This window comes from Pseudoduganella sp. GW821-FHT11H04 (assembly GCF_058807935.1).
In genome coordinates this window covers 327,183-343,455 of the sequence record NZ_JBXARE010000004.1, presented here as the reverse complement: position 1 = coordinate 343,455, position 16,273 = coordinate 327,183, and the positions used below count along the sequence as shown (strand labels likewise).

Annotated in this window: 15 protein-coding genes and 1 pseudogene; 5 read left to right on the top strand and 11 right to left on the bottom strand. The window is 64.2% G+C overall.

Going from position 1 to position 16,273, the window contains the following annotated elements:
• Window positions 1-29 precede the first annotated feature (29 nt).
• The 3 genes from AC1RTP_RS11790 to garD are packed head-to-tail and all read right to left on the bottom strand — an operon-like array spanning window position 30 to window position 3,284.
• Window positions 30-899: an aldose 1-epimerase gene (locus tag AC1RTP_RS11790; protein ID WP_498607696.1), complete on the bottom strand. Its 870-nt coding sequence runs from the start codon at window positions 897-899 to the stop codon at window positions 30-32.
• Window positions 896-1,711, bottom strand: coding sequence for an NAD-dependent epimerase/dehydratase family protein (locus AC1RTP_RS11785; protein ID WP_498607694.1), 816 nt, complete (start codon window positions 1,709-1,711; stop codon window positions 896-898). The genes AC1RTP_RS11790 and AC1RTP_RS11785 overlap by 4 nt, the downstream gene beginning before the upstream one ends.
• 16 nt (window positions 1,712-1,727) lie before the next feature.
• Window positions 1,728-3,284: a galactarate dehydratase gene (garD, locus tag AC1RTP_RS11780; RefSeq protein ID WP_498607692.1), complete on the bottom strand. Its 1,557-nt coding sequence runs from the start codon at window positions 3,282-3,284 to the stop codon at window positions 1,728-1,730.
• Between the two features lie 140 nt (window positions 3,285-3,424).
• Here garD and AC1RTP_RS11775 point away from each other — a divergent pair, with 140 nt between their 5' ends.
• From AC1RTP_RS11775 to AC1RTP_RS11755, 5 genes are all read left to right on the top strand, one after another.
• Window positions 3,425-4,828 carry a glycoside hydrolase family 88/105 protein gene (locus AC1RTP_RS11775; protein WP_498607690.1) on the top strand — a complete coding sequence of 468 codons (1,404 nt, stop codon included), beginning with the start codon at window positions 3,425-3,427 and terminating at the stop codon, window positions 4,826-4,828.
• 9 nt (window positions 4,829-4,837) lie between these two features.
• Complete coding sequence (locus AC1RTP_RS11770) at window positions 4,838-6,043, top strand: BT3233 family polysaccharide utilization protein (protein ID WP_498607689.1); 1,206 nt, start codon at window positions 4,838-4,840, stop codon at window positions 6,041-6,043.
• Between the two features lie 68 nt (window positions 6,044-6,111).
• Window positions 6,112-7,398 carry an HD-GYP domain-containing protein gene (locus AC1RTP_RS11765; RefSeq protein WP_498607687.1) on the top strand — a complete coding sequence of 429 codons (1,287 nt, stop codon included), beginning with the start codon at window positions 6,112-6,114 and terminating at the stop codon, window positions 7,396-7,398.
• A 115-nt stretch (window positions 7,399-7,513) separates the two neighbouring features.
• Window positions 7,514-7,828: a hypothetical protein gene (locus AC1RTP_RS11760; protein ID WP_498607686.1), complete on the top strand. Its 315-nt coding sequence runs from the start codon at window positions 7,514-7,516 to the stop codon at window positions 7,826-7,828.
• A complete protein-coding gene (locus tag AC1RTP_RS11755) occupies window positions 7,809-9,128 on the top strand; it encodes a GMC family oxidoreductase N-terminal domain-containing protein (RefSeq protein WP_498607684.1) in 1,320 nt (439 codons plus the stop codon). Before AC1RTP_RS11760 ends, AC1RTP_RS11755 begins: the two co-directional genes overlap by 20 nt.
• Here AC1RTP_RS11755 and AC1RTP_RS11750 read toward each other — a convergent pair whose 3' ends face one another.
• The 8 genes and pseudogenes from AC1RTP_RS11750 to AC1RTP_RS11715 form a co-directional block, all read right to left on the bottom strand.
• Complete coding sequence (locus tag AC1RTP_RS11750; protein ID WP_498607682.1) at window positions 9,129-11,081, bottom strand: NHL repeat-containing protein; 1,953 nt, start codon at window positions 11,079-11,081, stop codon at window positions 9,129-9,131.
• The gene (locus AC1RTP_RS11745; protein ID WP_498607680.1) at window positions 11,078-11,404 is read right to left on the bottom strand and encodes a cupin domain-containing protein; all 327 of its coding nucleotides are present in this window, start codon (window positions 11,402-11,404) and stop codon (window positions 11,078-11,080) included. The genes AC1RTP_RS11750 and AC1RTP_RS11745 overlap by 4 nt, the downstream gene beginning before the upstream one ends.
• Window positions 11,361-12,422, bottom strand: coding sequence for an FAD:protein FMN transferase (locus tag AC1RTP_RS11740; protein ID WP_498607678.1), 1,062 nt, complete (start codon window positions 12,420-12,422; stop codon window positions 11,361-11,363). The genes AC1RTP_RS11745 and AC1RTP_RS11740 overlap by 44 nt, the downstream gene beginning before the upstream one ends.
• A pseudogene (locus tag AC1RTP_RS11735) lies at window positions 12,422-12,718 on the bottom strand (c-type cytochrome); the annotation flags it as partial. The pseudogene AC1RTP_RS11735 and the gene AC1RTP_RS11740, both read right to left, overlap by 1 nt.
• A gap of 56 nt (window positions 12,719-12,774) precedes the next feature.
• Window positions 12,775-13,281 (bottom strand): nitrous oxide reductase accessory protein NosL, encoded by a 507-nt coding sequence (locus tag AC1RTP_RS11730; protein ID WP_498607676.1) that lies wholly within the window; start codon window positions 13,279-13,281, stop codon window positions 12,775-12,777.
• Window positions 13,278-14,102, bottom strand: coding sequence for an ABC transporter permease subunit (locus AC1RTP_RS11725; protein ID WP_498607674.1), 825 nt, complete (start codon window positions 14,100-14,102; stop codon window positions 13,278-13,280). Before AC1RTP_RS11725 ends, AC1RTP_RS11730 begins: the two co-directional genes overlap by 4 nt.
• A complete protein-coding gene (locus tag AC1RTP_RS11720) occupies window positions 14,086-15,006 on the bottom strand; it encodes an ABC transporter ATP-binding protein (RefSeq protein ID WP_498607673.1) in 921 nt (306 codons plus the stop codon). Before AC1RTP_RS11720 ends, AC1RTP_RS11725 begins: the two co-directional genes overlap by 17 nt.
• A complete protein-coding gene (locus AC1RTP_RS11715; protein WP_498607671.1) occupies window positions 14,987-16,270 on the bottom strand; it encodes a nitrous oxide reductase family maturation protein NosD in 1,284 nt (427 codons plus the stop codon). Before AC1RTP_RS11715 ends, AC1RTP_RS11720 begins: the two co-directional genes overlap by 20 nt.
• Window positions 16,271-16,273 lie beyond the last annotated feature (3 nt).

Genomic DNA, 16,273 nt, shown 5'->3' with positions numbered 1-16,273 from the left:
TGTGCGCATGGCTACCGCCGCGCGGATCTTCAGGCACTCTCATCCACAGCAAAAGTCACGCTGCGCGTCAATTCCTGACCGGGCGCCAGCACCGTCAAGCCATTGGCCTGGAAGCCGCCTGGCAAGTTGTGCGCGTTGATTGGATGGTCCACAGGTTCGAAGCAGAAGAAATCTTTTCCCGGCGGGACGTAGAGGATGAAATACGCCATGCCGGCTTCAATCCGCAGCCGCAGCTTGCGGGACGGCCAGTCGATCTGCGCCAGCCCATCCCACCCCGTGAAGGCGTTGTCAACGCCTTCGCGCGGCAGCGCTTGCGGTGCGTCGCCGCTGAAGTTCCAGGCCGGCGGCAGCACGCCCCGCTCGGCGGGCAGCTTATCGGCGCCGGACAGCCAGACACCGTTGGCCGCAGCGCGCAGCCTTGCGTCTTCAGGATGCGGTAGCCAGGGATGCAGGCCGAGACCAAACGGCAAGGCGTGCTTGCCCTGATTGGTCACCGACAGTGATATGCGCAGCGCGCTGCCCGACAGCTCGTACGCCATGCAGGCGGTGAACGCAAAGGGCGAGCCATCGCTGCGGTCCAGCGACAGCACGGCGCTATGCCCGTCCTGCGAATCAACATGCCACGGCAAGCGCCAACCGTCGCCATGAATCGGACATGGCTCGCCCTCGCGCGTGGGCGCAGGCGTGATGCGGCGACCTTCGAATTCGAAGCCGTCGGGGGCGATGCGGTTGGACCAGGGAACGAGGGGAAAGCAGGCCAACTGGCCAGGCAGCGGATGTGCGACGGCGTCGGGTGCAGGACGCAGCACTGGGGTGCCGCGCCAGTCAAACCGCGCCAGGCCGCCGCCGGCAGCGGGCAGCACGACCGCCCGCAAGCCGCCGCTACGCAGCTCGATCATTTGAACATCGGGCCGTCGAGCAGGAATTTACCGCCCTGGAAGATCGTGGTGATGTCATCCTTCTCCGGGAATTCGGCAGTATCCGGGAACAGATGCGCGAACTTCGAGGACGAGTCTTTCGGGCGATAACCCAGGTGGGCGGCATAGCGGTTATCCCACCACACCGAATCATTGTCCGACATACCGAACACGATGGTATGCCCCACACGCGGTGCGAACAGCGAGCAGCGCAGCAACTCCGTCAAATCGTCATAAGACAAATAGGTCGACATCATGCGCTTGTTGGCCGGCTGCGGGAAGCTGGAACCGATACGGATGCACACCGTCTCCAGGCCGAAGCGGTCGTAGTAATAGCGCGACATCTGCTCGCCGAACACTTTCGACACGCCATACATGCTGTCAGGCCGCGTCGGCATGTTTGCATCCAGCATATCCGTGGTGCGGTAGTAGCCGATCGCATGGTTCGAGCTGGCGAAGACCAGGCGCTTCACGCCATGCTTGTGAGCCGCTTCGTACAGGTTCGCCACACCCAGGATGTTGGCCTGCATGATCGCCTCGAACGGCGCCTCGGTCGAAATGCCGCCAAAGTGCAGCACAGCATCCACACCCTCCATCAGCGCCAGCACCGCTGCCTTGTCGGACAGGTTGCACTGCACCAGCTCTTCGCCCGGCAGCGCCTCGCCCATGTCGGCAATATCGCTCAGGCGCACCACCTCCGCCCAAGGCTTGATGCGCTCGCGCAGAATCTTGCCAAGGCCGCCCGCCGCGCCAGTCAGCAGGATGCGCTTGAATGGTTTTCCAGTTTGAGTCATGTTGTTTGCTCCGTCATCAGGTGACCGGCGCTGGATTGAACAGCGCCAGTGAATTATGGATCTTCCAGTGTTCGGCCCAGGTCTGCTTGCCGCTTGCCACGTCGAGCATCAGGCGGAACAGCTCCCAGCCGATATCCTCTATCGAGGCTTCGCCGCTGGCAATGCGGCCCGCGTTCACGTCCATCAGGTCGTGCCAGCGCCGCGCCAGGTCATTGCGGGTAGCGACTTTGATCACAGGGACCGCTGCCAGGCCGTAAGGCGTGCCGCGTCCCGTGGTGAACACATGGATATTCATGCCCGCCGCCATCTGCAGCGTACCGCAAATGAAATCGCTGGCCGGCGTGGCGGCGTAGATCAGGCCTTTGCGCGTAAGCTTTTCGCCCGGCGACAACACGCCGTTGATCGCGCCGGAGCCGGACTTCACGATCGAGCCCATGGCCTTTTCCACGATGTTCGACAAGCCGCCCTTCTTGTTGCCCGGCGTCGTGTTGGCGCTGCGGTCAACGCCGCCGCGCTTGAGGTAATCGTCGTACCATTGCATTTCGCGGATCATGGCCGCTGCCACTTCCGGCGTCTCGGCGCGGGAAGTCAGTTGGTCGATGCCGTCGCGAACCTCGGTCACTTCGGAGAACATGACCGCGGCGCCGGCGCGCACCAGCAAATCCGTGGCAAAGCCCACCGCAGGATTGGCCGTCACACCCGAGAAGGCATCGCTGCCGCCGCACTGCACGCCCACCACCAGCTCGGAGGCCGGCACGGTTTCGCGCCTGCGCGCGTCGAGCGCTTTCAAATGATGCTCCGCCGTGTTCATGATCGAATCGATCATGGAATTGAAGCCAACGTGTGCCCCATCCTGCAGGCAGACGACATCCGGCTCGCCGGCCGCCGCGTTCAGGTTGGACGACGCAATAGGGATACTCCCCGCAGGGAACAGGCGCGTTGGCGGCAGCTTTTCGCAGCCAAGGCTGACCACCATGACCTGGTTGCCGAAATTCGGGTTCTTGCTGATATTGCGCAGCGTGCGGATCGGTACATCGGCGCCGGGCGCCTCGATAGCCACGCCGCAGCCGTAGATATGTTCCAGCGCCACCACGTCGTCCACATTCGGATAGCGCGGCAGCAGTTCTTCCTTGATGCGTTTGACCGCATGCTCCACCACGCCCGACACGCACTGCACCGTGGTCGTCACAGCCAGGATATTGCGCGTGCCCACCGAGCCGTCGGCATTGCGGTAGCCCTGGAAGGTGTAGCCCTCCAGCGGCGGCAGCGGGGCCGGCGTGCGGGTGCCGATCGGCAGCCCTTCCAGCGCCAGCGCTCCCGGCATGCGCAACACCTGCTCCGAAACCCAGGCGCCGCGTGGAATCGCCTTGGCGGCGAAGCCGATAGTGACGTTGTAGCGCGTGACCGGATCGCCTTCGGCCAGGTCGGCCAGAGCCACCTTATGCCCCTGCGGCACGCCTTCGACCAGCGTCAGGCCGTCCGCGAATACCGCGCCGGCCGGCAAGCCGCCGTCATTGACCACGATGGCAACGTTGTCTGCCTCGTGCATCTTGATGTAGCGTGCAATTTCCATAAAAGTCCTTGTGATGTGCCTAACCCTCATTTTTAGTATGCCACACAAAAAACACGATTGGCTAGTCCACCTTGCAGTTTTGGCCTGACCAAATTAGAATGGCCTGACCAGATGACGCACTTTCACCACACCGGAGACCCATGAAACCGACATCGTCCCTGCTGGCAGCCGCCCTGGCCTGCCTGTTTGCCCTAAGCCCGGCCCAGGCGGAAGGTCCCTATCGCAATGCCGACAACAAGAACCCGAACGATGCGGGCGAAGGCACATATCCGGTGCCTTACCAGCTGCCGACCGTAGCCAGCATCACCGGCACGCTGCAGAAAGTGCGCGGCTATATGGACAGCGTGACCCCGACGCGCATCATCAATAAAAAAACCGGCGCCCCCATCACCGATATGCAAAACCCGGTGCCCGACGCCATCTTCGAGCCAAGCCAGGGCGACTTCGGCATCCAGGTCTATGAAATGGGCGTGGTGCATGCGGGCCTGCTGCGCGCTGCGGAAGCGACGGGCGACCGCAGCTTCGTCGCCATGACCGAGCGCCACTTCAACTTCTTCAAGCAGAGCAAGCCTTACTTCGTCGCGCAGGAAAGGCTGTACAGGCTCGAACGCAATAACAGCTTCTCGCGCTTCCTCGATCCGCGCTCGCTCGACGACTCGGGCTCAATGTGCGCCGCCCTGATGCGCGCCCGCGCCGCGAGGGTCGGCCCGGACCTGGCGGACATGATCGCCACCTGCAGCGACTGGGTCGCCAACAAGCAGTTCCGCCTGAAGGACGGCACGCTGGCGCGCAAACGCCCACAGGCCGAATCGCTGTGGGGCGACGATATGTACATGGGCATTCCGGCGCTGGCCGAAATGGGCCGCATGACCGGCCAGCGCGCCTACTACGACGACGCCGTGAAAAATGTGCTGAACATGGCGGGCTATTTGTTCAACCCGCAGACAAAGTTGTACACCCACGGCTGGCACGCCGGCATGCCGGACGCGCCGAACTTCTACTGGTCGCGCGCCAACGGCTGGGCGGTGCTGGCCATGTCCGACCTGCTTGACGTGCTGCCCAAAGACCACCCCGGCTATCCGAAAGTGCTGGCGCAACTGCGCGTCGCGCTGCAAGGCATCGCCGAACGCCAGTCCGGCACAGGCCTGTGGCACCAGATGATCGATCGCAACGACTCCTACCTCGAGACCTCGGCCTCCGCCATCTTCACTTACGTGATCGCGCACGCCGTCAACCAGGGTTGGCTCTCGCCAGCGCCATACGGCTCCATCGCGCAAGCCGGATGGGCGGGCCTGCAAACCCGCATTACCGCCAAGGGCGAAGTGGATGGCACCTGCGTCGGCACCACGCTGGCCGGCGATATGGTGTACTACTACAACCGCCCTACCAGCAAGGATGCACTGCACGGCTATGGCCCGGTGCTGCTGGCCGGCGCCGAGATGATCAAGCTGGTCACCAATCCCAAGCTGGACATCCAGTACCGCGTGCGCACCTACCACTACCTGCCCAAAGGCGGTGCCACCGACTACCGCGAACACCACTGAGGAGAGGCTATGAAAACATCACGCATCCTGGCCGCACTGGTCGCCGCCCTGCCAATGCTCGCGGCATCCGCCGCTGAACGCTTGACCATTACGCTGCAGCACGACCTCGATATAGCGCGCCCCTCCGAGACGTTGACGATCCCCTGGACGGAAGTGAACAAGGCCTTGCCGCACGCCCTGGTACAGAAGATCGCCGTGCGCGACGCCGCCGGCCGCTTGGTCCCCTACCAGGTCACCAACGTTGCGCCGCAAGCGAAGGACCCGCAAAACATCGGCATCGCCTACGGCGAGCTGATTTTCCAGCACAGCTTCAAGGCCGGCGAAAAGAGCGCCACCTACACTGTAGAAAAAATCGATGGCGTCGCGCCGGTCTTTGCCGCCCAGACCTTTGCCCGCTACGTGCCAGAGCGCCTGGACGATTTCGGCTGGGAAAACGACAAGATCGGCCACCGCACTTACGGCCCCGCACTTGCCGCCCCCGCCGCACCAGGCACCGGCAAGGAAGTGCTGGTCACCTCCGGCCTGGACCTGTGGTTCAAGCGCGTGCCCTACCCCATCGTCGACCGCTGGTACAACAAAGGCCACGACCACTACCACCATGACGAAGGCGAAGGCATGGACATGTACAACGTCGGCCGCTCGCGCGGCGCCGGCGGTACAGGCGTGTGGGAAGGGGGCAAGCTGTATGTGTCCACCAACTACGCCAGTTGGAAGGTGCTGGCCAACGGGCCGGTGCGCTCCGTTTTCGAATTGAGCTATTCCGCCTGGGACGCTGCAGGCCTGCCGGTTACCGAAACCAAGCGCTTCACCGTCGACGCCGGCCAACAGCTGGACATGATCGAATCCACCTTCACCTTTGCGGGCGACAAAGCGCTGACGATCGCAGTGGGCCTCAACAAAACGCCCGCGGACAAAGGCCAGGCGCCGCAGATCGCCACCCACCGCGAAGGCAAAGTCCTGCTGCAATGGGTGGAACAAGCCAGCAACGGCGACTTCGGCACCGCCGTCATCATCCCAAGCGCGCAAGGCTTCGCCGAAGACGCGCTGAATGAACTGGTGCTCGCCCCCGCAACTTCCGGCAAGCCCCTGCGCTACTACGCCGGCGGCGCCTGGAGCCGCGCCGGTGAAATCACCAGCCGCGAGCAATGGCAGCAATACGTCGCCAACGCCGCCGCCCGCGCCGCCAACCCAGTCCGCATAAAACTAGCGAATTAAAAGTCTGAGGCAGCTCCGGTTTTTCAGTAAAATTGTCCACATTCGTTCCTGACCCCAGGGTGGACATTTTGGCTAACGATACGCAATTGACCGAAGTGCCGGGCGAGAGCCCGCACTTCGTGCGCTCGGTGACGGAGATGGGCGATACGCGCGATGTCATCGCCAGGGAAGATATCTATGCCAGCAACGGCACCAAGCTGCTGGCCAAGGGCGCGCGCATCGACAGCAAACAGTTTGAGAAGCTCACGCGCTACAAGCTCTCTGCGCCGCTTGACCAGGTTCTCGCTTCCGACAAGGCTGTCGATGCCGCTGCGCTGGCGATTGAATTCGACCGCATCCTGGAGCGCGATGCGCTGTACCGTCAGCTGCTCGCGCGCGCCGGCGATCCCCGCCAGCTGAAACATTGCACCGCCAACCTGCGCCTGCATTCCACCATCGAATTGCGCCTCACCGTGATGGCGGACAAGCACCCTGAAATGTTCGCTCACACCCTGCGCACCGCCATCATTGCTTTCGCTTGCGCGCAACGCCATGGCGTTGCGCCGACCGAACTGCCCGCCGTTCTGCTGGCCGCCCTGTGCCACGACTTCGGCGAAATGCATACCGACCCGAGCATCTTGGCGCAGTCGCACCAGGTTACCGCGGAAGAACGCCGCTTCGTGCACGTTCATCCTGTCACGGGCTATGTGTTGCTGAAAGACCTGGCGGGCTTTCCCGCCACCGCCAGCAAAGCCATACTGCAGCACCATGAACGCCTCGACGGCAGCGGCTATCCGCATGCCCTGCGCGGCAAGCAGATCGAACAAATGGCGCGCATCGTGGCGGCGGCTGATGTGACGGAAACCGTGCTGCGCCGGCTCGACATGCAACGCCTGGAAATGCTGTTCCGGATCAACAAGGGCCGTTTCGACGCCGACGTAATGGCCATCCTGCGCGACCTGCTGCAGCTGCAGTCGCTGACTCCTGGCGACAGCGGCAGCGCCGATGATCCCACCGCTCGCCTGGACCACTTATCAAGCCTGTTGCAAGCCTGGTTCGAGCTCAAGGACATGCTGGAAGAGCGCCCGGACGCCGATGCACCGGGTTCGCCGCTGGCCTTCCTGTTCGACCGCATGGCGTCGGTGCGCTCGCTGGTGTTGCAGGCGGGCTTCAATCCGGACAATATGGGCAGCATGCTGGCCATGGTGCAGGGCGACGCAGTCCTGCTGGCCGAGCTGCGCGCCATGCTCGACGAGATGGACTGGCTGCTGGCCGACCTGGCCAATGAAATCGACCGCCGCTCGCCGCAGTTCGATGGCCTTCCTCCCGGCGCCTTGCAAGGCCTGGTGCGGCAATTACGTGCCGAGGTTCATTAACAAAATGGTTTCAATTGCTTACATCGATTACACTGCATGACGTTTTTCCCATGATTGGCCTGCCATATACTGCGTCCACGCACCTCGCGCAAACCAACAAACGAAAGGGAACGCCATGAAAACCACTAAGCTGCTCGCCGCCCTGCTGGTATCGGCCTTTGTCTTGCCTGCCTTCGCACAATCGACCCCGAACCTGGACAAGCGTGAGGAGCGCCAGCAGCAGCGCATCGCACAAGGCGTCCAATCCGGCCAGTTGACCGCGAAAGAAACACAGCACCTGGAGGCGCGCGAAGCCAAGCTGGCCAGCGATGAAGCAGCCGCCAAGGCCGACGGCAAGGTGACCCGCAAAGAGCGCCGCAAGCTGCAGCGCGAAGCGGACCGCGACAGCGCGGCGATCCACCACCAGAAGCATGACAAGCAGACCCGCTGATCTTCCAACGCTTTCGCGCTATGACGCCATCGTGGTCGGCAGCGGCCCCGGTGGCGCAAGCGTTGCGCATACGCTGGCGCGGCACGGACAGCGCGTGCTGGTACTCGAGCAGGGCAGCGCCTCTCCCTTGCGCGACACGCTGGCGCAAATGGCCGGTATCGGCGCCATCCCCGGCAAGGGCGCCTTCTTCCACCGCGATGCTTCCCTGCTGGTTCGCGGAATCACGGCCGGCGGCAGCTCGGCCCTGAATTTCGCCACCGCTTCACCTCCCCCTCTGGAACGTTTCGCCGCGCTGGGCATCGACCTGGCGCCTGCACTGGCATCGTGCCGCGCCGAGTTGCCGATCGGGCCTTTGCCTGACCAGTTGATAGGCCCCATGGCCCAGCGCATCATGCAAGCGGCACTGGCCGAGGGCCTGCCCTGGCAAAAACTCGACAAGATGATCCGCCCCGCCATCTGCCGTACCGGCTGCTGGCGTTGCGTCTACGGCTGCCCCTACGGCGCCAAATGGAGTGCGCGCGATTTGCTGGACGAAGCGCGCCTTCGCGGCGCCCATATCCTGGACCGCGCCGAAGTTTCGCGCGTGCTGGTCGAACAAGGACGCGCGAGCGGCGTCGAATATGTGCGCGATGGCATTGCGCAAACTGCGCGCGCGAACGTTGTGGTGCTGGCGGGCGGGGGCATCGGCAGCCCGCGCCTGCTGTACGCTTCCGGCCTGGCGCCGCGCAGCCTGCCTTTCTTCAGCGATCCGGTGCTAGCAGTGATGGGCGCGGTGGACGACATCGATGGCGGCGCCGAGGTGCCAATGGCAGCCGGCATGGCGCTGCCTGAAGATGGCCTGTCCTTCTCCGACCTCACGCTGCCCGGCGCCATGTACCAAGCCTTTGCATTGCAGGTGGGGCGCATCGACCGCCTGTTCGCGCATCGCCGCACCCTCAGCATCATGGTCAAGATTCGCGACATGGCCGGCGGGGGCATCGGTCCGCGCTGGGTGGACAAGTCGCTGCAGCCGGCGGACCGTGAGCGCTTTAAGCGCGGTGCGTCGCTGGCGCGGGGCATCCTGGCCCAGGCCGGGGCGCATCATGTGTTCCAGAGCTGGCACTTCGCCGCGCACCCCGGCGGGGCGCTGGCCGTTGGCGGCGGCGGTCCGGCTGCGGTGGACAGCGAGCTGCGAAGCACGATTCCCGGCCTGTACGTTTGCGACGCCTCCGTGCTGCCCGCACCCTGGGGCTTACCGCCGACCCTCACCCTGCTTGCGCTGGGCAAGCGCCTGGGCCGCCACCTGCAGCAAAAAGCTTAATCAGGGTTTCAGGCGCAGGATCGAGTGCTGGGTCGCAACGTAAATGACGCCCTTCCTGTCGATGGCCAGCGCGCGCAGCTTGCCGACTTCCTTGAACAAGTCTTTCGCCAGCGTCGTCACGTCGCCCTGTGCGGAAAGCTTGCGCAGCACCCCATCATCGAGCAGGTAGATATTGTCCGCGACGTCGGGCGCCGCGTGCGTGATCCGCCGGAAGCGCGCCATCAGGCCCGCGCCGTCGACGCTGCCCTGCCGTTCCCGGCTACCGGCCACCACCGACTGGTAGCCATCTGTTCCGACACGGGTCAGGTAGCGCTCGTGCAGCATGAAGACGTCATCGCTGGGCGTCACCACCACGTCACCGCAACCATCCAGGCCATCCGCGTCGCCTTGCAAGGTGGTCTTGCGCGCCACGCCGCGCGGGCGTATGCGCCACAACACGCTGTCGGCGCAGTACCAAGCCTGGCCAGTCCCGTCGGCGGCGATGCGATGCTGGCCAAGGCCCGGCAGCATGAATGGTTCGGCATCTTGGCTGGCGTAGGCCCATATACGGCGCAACGCTGACACCAGGCCGGTTTGTTCAGGCGCCATGCCTGGCGGGCCGCTCACTTGTGAAATCAAGCCTTCCGCGCTGACGCCCGCCAGCGCGCCGTTAGCTGTGACGAATACGCCGGTACTTGGGCGCGCCACCATCGCGCCATGCAGGTCGACCTGGGCTGCGGTGTGCTCTTCGCGGAGCTTGCGGAAGCTGCCTTCCTCCTGCAGCGTGCGCACCACGCCCTCCTTGTCGATGCGGCGAAGCTGGTCGCCATCGAGCACGTACAGGCCGCCATCGCGGCCGACCGCGAGCTGGGTGATGTCGCCGAAGCGCGCCTGCATGGCCGGGCCATCGCGGTTGAGCGAAGCGGCGTACTGCAAGGCGAAGGGCTGCGGTTTGCCGCCAGCGTCCCATCTGCTGGCAGACTGGCGCTCGGCCAGCAGCAGATACAGCGTGCCTTCGCGGTCGCGCGCCGCGCCGGATAGTTCGCCTGTCACGTCGCCTGCGCCAAGCAGCGGCGTAATCATGCCGTTGCGTTCAATGCGGTAGATTGTGCCGGTGGCTGGCACCGTCACCAAAAGACGCCCTTGGGAATCGACCGCCATCTGGCCGGGCGGCATGGCTTGCGCATTCTCCGCCACAGGCATGCTCGGCGCCTGGAAACGGCGCAGGCATTTGCCGCGCTGGCATTCCCCCTCAGCCGCAGCGATCGCGCTGGCGATTCGCTCCTGCGCTGATGCTTTCGACTGCGGCCGCGACGCGCCGCCTGCCAGCTGCGTTGACTGCGGTGGTGGCTTCGCAGCGTTGGGCTGCGGCTTGCCGTCCGCGCCGATACGCAGTGCGCCGGATGCGTCGTACGCCACCGCGCCGCCGCGTGCATCGAGCACCACGCCCTGCGGCTGCAGCGGAAGGTGCTGCGCCAGCGTGATGACAGTGCCGTTAGTCATGATCTTGCGCAGCGCGCGGTTGCCGGTATCGGCCACCAACAGGCTGCCCGCACCGTCGAGCGCCAGCCCGGCCGGCTGGTCGAAATGCGCCGCAATGCCTTTGCCATCGTTACGACCCGCTGTACCGGCCTGGCCTGCGACGGTGCGCACGTCGCCCGCAGGCGTGATCGCCTTGACCACGTGGTTGCCCGCATCGGCGACAAACAGCGTGCCGTCCGCGTCAACCGCCAGCCCTGCCGGTGCAATAAAGCGGCCCGGCAATGCGACCAGCTTGCCATCGGTCCGCAGGGCGCGCACGCTGGCGCCATCGGTGAAATATATAGTGTCGTCGGCCCCTACGGCGATGCCGCGTGGCGCCTCAAGCCTTCCGGGATGCAGGGCGACAGGCGCGCCGGCCACCACCTCCCATGAGGCGGCGCATGCAGCATGGGACAGCAGCAAGCTGGCTGCGGCGGCGATCAGGCTTTTCATGGGCGCTCGAGGTTGCCGGCAGAGCCGTGCAGGTGCACCGCCAGCCACATGGCGCCGTCGGAAACCCTCAGCACCGTGTGTCGTGTGCGCGACGGCAAGAACAGGTAGTCGCCGGCCCGCAGCGGGATCTGGCGTCCCGCCACGTCCAGCAATGCTTCGCCGGTCAGGAGAACGACCCATTCGTCCTGCTCCTGCACATACTCCTGCGATTCGATCTTCGATGTGCTGACGATGCGTTCGATCACCAGCCCCTGGTGCGACAGCAGCGTGTCGAAGCGTTCACCCGTTGCGGGCGGCAGTGCATCCTCGTACAGATTCCCCATTATTCTTTTCCTGGTTGGTGCGGGCCATCATGGCAGGCGTAGCATACACCTGTCCTTGAGCGTCGATCAGCATGACTTCGTTCAGTCCCAGGCGCTGCGCCATATCGCACCAGCCCTGCGGGCCGACCACGAACAGCGGCTTTGAATTGCCGTCCGAGCGCAGGCCCGCATCGGACCCGCCGGAAGTGATGATGGTCACCGACGCAACCAAGTCCACCGTTTGCCCTGTGCGGGCGTCGATAATGTGAGCGTGGCGTTTCCCGTCCTTCATGAAGTAGCGCTCATAGTCACCGCTGGTGCCAATCGCCTCGTTGTCATGCAGGGCCACGCGCGCCACCGTTTGCGGCCCGCGGGGATCGCGGATGCCGACCATCCATGGCCGTGCGCCAGGCTGGCCGAGCGCGATCATATTGCCGCCCACATTGACCAGCGCCGCTTTGACCTGCGCCCGGCGCAAGATCTGTGCCGCGCGGTCCAGCGCATAGCCCTTGGCATAGCCGCCCAGGTCCAGCATGACACTGCGGTTAGTGCTGGTGATGCGGGTTCCATCGAAATGCAGGTCCGCCATACGCGGGTTGGCTTTCACCAGGCGAGCGATCTCCATTTCGGAAGGCCCACCGGCGCCGATATCGTTCTTCTGGAAGCCCCACAGCCGGATCAGGCGCCCGATGGCAGGATTGAAGGTGTCTCCAGAGCGCGCGGACAATTCGGCAGCGGAGCGCAGCAGCCCCACCATCTCCTCATCCGCCTCGAACGGTTCGCCGCGCGCAATGGCGTCGTTGAGCGCCGTCAGCTGGCTGGGTTGCCAAGCGTGATACTTGTGATGAAGGCGGTCGAATTCGCGCAGCACGGCGGCGCCCTGCTGCTGCGCCTCCGCCTCCGAAGGCCCGTAGATGCTGACCTCTACCTGCGTGCCGAACACATGGCCCTGCACATGGTGTACTTCGTCCTTGCCCGCGCATGCCGCCAGCAGCGGCAACAGCGCGGCGCAAGCCAACAGCCGTCGGCGCTGCATCATCAGCTCTTGGCCATGTAGTCGATGGCTGCTTTCACCTCATCGTCTTTCAGGCCTGGATTGCCGCCTTTTGGAGGCATCATCTTAAAGCCGTTCAGGCCGTGCGTATAGAGCACTTCCTTGCCTTGCTTGACACGCGGCGCCCAGGCGGCCTTGTCGCCGAACTTCGGCGCGCCCAGCACGCCGGCGCCGTGGCAGGAGGCGCAGTTGGCGGTGTAGACCTTTTCGCCGTTGGCGCCGCCTTTGGCAGCGGGTGCGGCGGCCATGGCGGCAGGCGCCAGGACGGCTGCTGCCATGGCAATAATCAGGGATGCTTTCATGATTGTCTTCCTCTTGGGTTGGTGGTGAAAAATGTTCAGCGCATGGAATCGTCATGCGTGTCGTGTGCGGGCTTAGCGCTCGATGCACGCAAGGCAGCCTGCACCTGGCTGTAATCGAGCACGCGGCCGCCTTCGCGCGCTGCGAACGCCTGCGCGTCTTGTCGGCGGGCGAAGGTGCCGATGGTCGGACCCATCGCACCCTGGGCGCGGCTGTCGACCACATAGAAGGCTGTGCCGGCCGCGATCCAGTGGCCGCGCGGCTTGGCCCAGTCGGCCTGGCCCATATCCTGCACATAGCTGGCGCTTGCGGCGAGCGCGCTGCCGCCGCCTTCGAACAACTCGGCCAAGGTGCAGAAGAAATCGATGCGGCCATCCTTGAAAACGATTTGCGCTTTGGGGCCGGGATAGTCCTTGATGCTCATGCCGTCCAGCGCGCAGACGGCGTCGTCGCCCGGTTCGCCTGCGGCCAGCGTGCGGGCCGCATCGCCGCAGGCGGCCAGCAACAGCATCGCGACGATGGAGACGGTGTGTTTGAGTTTCATTTGAACCTCCAGCTGGCAACGGCAAAAGGAACGGCGATCCAGGCCAGCATTACGCCAGCAAGCAGCGCTGGATTGGTCATTTGCTCCGGCATCACAGTGGCCAGGCCGTACAACCCTTGCACCTGGTCGGAGCTGAAAATATTCAGCAAGCGGAATACGTCGGCGGGATTCAGCATCAGCAAGGCGCCGAAAACGCTGCTATCGAGCGCTCCCTGCGATAGAACCAGCACGCCCATCAGCACCATGTCGAAAACCAATACGAACAGGAACCACAGGCTGATCGCCAGCCCGCTGGCGGCGACGCGGTTACGCGCCAGCACCGACAGGCATAGCGACATGCTGAGGAAGGCCAGGCCAAGCAGGATGGCGCTGCCTGCAAAACCGAAGAAATGCATGGCGTCGCGCGCGTCAAGCTGGTTCGAAAGAGCCAGCAGTGCACCGCCGAAGCCCAGTGCGGTCGATGCGGCCAGCGCAGCGGCCAACCCGCCGAATTTGCCGAGAAGGAGCTCGAAGCGCGTGATCGGCATCGACAGCAGCAGCTCCAGCGAACCGCGTTCGCGCTCGCCGACGATGGCATCGTAGCCGAGCAGCAGCGCGATCAGCGGCACAAGGTAAGTGACAAGGCTGGAAAGACTGACAATGGTGACGTCAATCCCGCGATAACCCACGCTGCCCTGCTGCGCCATGCCGAACCAGGCAATCGCCAGCGCGAAGACCGCGAACACCAGCGCGACCGCCAGCACCCAGCGGTTGCGCAGGCGGTCGCGGAATTCGCGGGCGGCGATGGTGCGCGCCGCCGGCCAGTCAAGCCGCGCGCGCATGGCTGCCTCCCATACCGAAGAACAGGTCTTCCAGCGAAGGTTCGTGGATCGCCACGTCGTCGATGGCATCTCCTAAGGACGACAGCAGCTGTAGCATCTGCATCTTCTGCTTCGGCGCGCACGGCACGCGGATGCAATCGCTCTCCACCTGCACGCGATGGCCGCGCAATGCGGCGATCACCCTGCCCGTACCGCCGGAACGCGCCACCAGGCGGATCTCCGCTGGCATTGCCGCGCCGGCACGCAACTGCGCCAGCGTGCCCTGTGCCGCGATACGGCCACCGCTCAGGATCACCAGCTCGTCCACCCGCTCCTGGATTTCCGCCAGGATGTGGGAGGTGATGACGATGGTCGCTCCCTCCGCCCGCAGCTGGTGCAGGATGCGGTAAAAGTCGTGGATGCCGTCCGGATCGAGGCCGTTGGTCGGTTCGTCCAGGAACACCAGCTCCGGCGCACCAAGCAGCAGTTGCGCAAAGCCCAGGCGCTGGCGCATGCCTTTGGAATAACCGCCCACCCGGCGGTCCGCCGCAGCAGAAAGCCCGACTCGTTCAAGCACATTGCCGCAAGCGCTGCGCGCCACCTTCTTCAAATCCGCGAAGAGCTGCAAGAGCTCCATGCCAGTCAGGTTGTCGTAGGCGACAAAACTCTCCGGCAGGTAGCCGATGCGGCGCCGCACGTCTCGAAAAGCGCCGTCATTCGTGCGCACGCCGCAGATGCGCACCTCGCCGGACGTCGGCTCCAGCAGTCCAAGCATCATCTTGAACAAGGTGCTTTTGCCGGCGCCGTTATGCCCGATCAGGCCGACCATGCGGCCGCGCCCTATTGACAGGTCCACCCCGTCGACCGCCTGCAGCGCCCCATAGCGCATGCCCACGGAGCGCAAGTCAATCAGCTTGTCGTCCATGCCATTTCCTCCAATCTGTGTTCCACGGCTGCATGCGTGGATGCTTGTCGATCACGCTCGGCGCGCGCAGCAAAGGGAATTGCTGCGATACGAAGCGCAGTGTTTGTACGGCCGGACTGCTAAGCAGGAGCTTGAGAAGCGGGTATTGCCAATGCAGGCGGTCCACCACGTCATTGGCTTGGTACAGAACGTCGCCGTTGCCGTCGTTGTCCTGGTCCCAGCCGCTGTAATTGCTCCAGTAATTGCCCTTGCCGCGCCCCCATTCCACATCCTTTGAGGCGACGAACTTCACCTGCTCCGCGTTATGGATAAAGTCGTTTCCGTCCACAGTGTTATTGCTCGAACCTGCCGTCAGGTGGACGCCGGTGCGGTTGCCGATCACCAGGTTGCCGCGCAGGGTATTGAATTCGGCGTCGTAGATGAAGAAACCGCGCCCATTGCCGGCCACGATATTGTTTTCGATGACCGAGTCCTGGATGGTGCGAAGCATGATGCCGTGATCCTCATTGCCCCAGGCGACGTTATTGCGCACGGTCAGGTTGCGCACTTCCATCAGCGCCAGGCCGCCACGGCTCTGGCGCACGGTATTGCCTTCCCAGATGCTGTCGTGGGTGTTCATGTAGTGCGTGCCATAGCGCACGTGGTGCACCGTGTTGTCGCGGAACGTGGCGTGGCGCGAATAGTCGACGTAAATCCCGTCACGCACATAGCTGATGGTATTGCCGATAACCTGGGTGTCGTCGGTGTTATAAACCTGTATGCCGTTGCCGCGCATTTGCGACATCATGTCGCGCCGGCCGGTGACCAGGTTGCCCTGCAATACGGCGCCGCGCGACTGCTCCAGCCAGATGCCAAAAAGGTTGGTGACCAGGTCGCAGTTGACGATGACGATACGATCGGAGCCGGGCATGACATAGATACCGGCGTTCTGCGCGCCGAGGTCGGTGCCGCTATCGCGCACAATCAGGCCGCGAATCGTGACGTCCTGCGCCTTGACGCGAATAACGTCTCCCTCATGTCCGGCGGCGATCGTTGGCTTGCCGACGCCCTCCAGCCTCAGGGGCTTGTCGACCACGATCCGTTCTTTGTAGGTGCCGGGTTCGACCTGCACTGTATCGCCGGGTTGCGCCTGGCGGATAGCGCTGGCGATCGACTCCCCCGCGCGTACGCGCAGCACGGCCGCGTGCGCGCCTGCCGGCGCAGAGGCCAGCATCACCATGAAGGACGCGGCCAAGGCAGCCGCGTAAACCCGGAGAACACTCATGGT

Bases quoted from the DNA above. Each gene is read 5' to 3' on its own strand.
- AC1RTP_RS11790 (WP_498607696.1), bottom strand. From the start codon at position 899: ATGATCGAGCTGCGTAGCGGCGGCTTGCGGGCGGTCGTGCTGCCCGCT.
- AC1RTP_RS11785 (WP_498607694.1), bottom strand. From the start codon at position 1,711: ATGACTCAAACTGGAAAACCATTCAAGCGCATCCTGCTGACTGGCGCG.
- garD (WP_498607692.1), bottom strand. From the start codon at position 3,284: ATGGAAATTGCACGCTACATCAAGATGCACGAGGCAGACAACGTTGCC.
- AC1RTP_RS11775 (WP_498607690.1), top strand. From the start codon at position 3,425: ATGAAACCGACATCGTCCCTGCTGGCAGCCGCCCTGGCCTGCCTGTTT.
- AC1RTP_RS11770 (WP_498607689.1), top strand. From the start codon at position 4,838: ATGAAAACATCACGCATCCTGGCCGCACTGGTCGCCGCCCTGCCAATG.
- AC1RTP_RS11760 (WP_498607686.1), top strand. From the start codon at position 7,514: ATGAAAACCACTAAGCTGCTCGCCGCCCTGCTGGTATCGGCCTTTGTC.
- AC1RTP_RS11755 (WP_498607684.1), top strand. From the start codon at position 7,809: ATGACAAGCAGACCCGCTGATCTTCCAACGCTTTCGCGCTATGACGCC.
- AC1RTP_RS11750 (WP_498607682.1), bottom strand. From the start codon at position 11,081: ATGAAAAGCCTGATCGCCGCCGCAGCCAGCTTGCTGCTGTCCCATGCT.
- AC1RTP_RS11745 (WP_498607680.1), bottom strand. From the start codon at position 11,404: ATGGGGAATCTGTACGAGGATGCACTGCCGCCCGCAACGGGTGAACGC.
- AC1RTP_RS11740 (WP_498607678.1), bottom strand. From the start codon at position 12,422: ATGATGCAGCGCCGACGGCTGTTGGCTTGCGCCGCGCTGTTGCCGCTG.
- AC1RTP_RS11730 (WP_498607676.1), bottom strand. From the start codon at position 13,281: ATGAAACTCAAACACACCGTCTCCATCGTCGCGATGCTGTTGCTGGCC.
- AC1RTP_RS11725 (WP_498607674.1), bottom strand. From the start codon at position 14,102: ATGCGCGCGCGGCTTGACTGGCCGGCGGCGCGCACCATCGCCGCCCGC.
- AC1RTP_RS11720 (WP_498607673.1), bottom strand. From the start codon at position 15,006: ATGGACGACAAGCTGATTGACTTGCGCTCCGTGGGCATGCGCTATGGG.
- AC1RTP_RS11715 (WP_498607671.1), bottom strand. From the start codon at position 16,270: ATGAGTGTTCTCCGGGTTTACGCGGCTGCCTTGGCCGCGTCCTTCATG.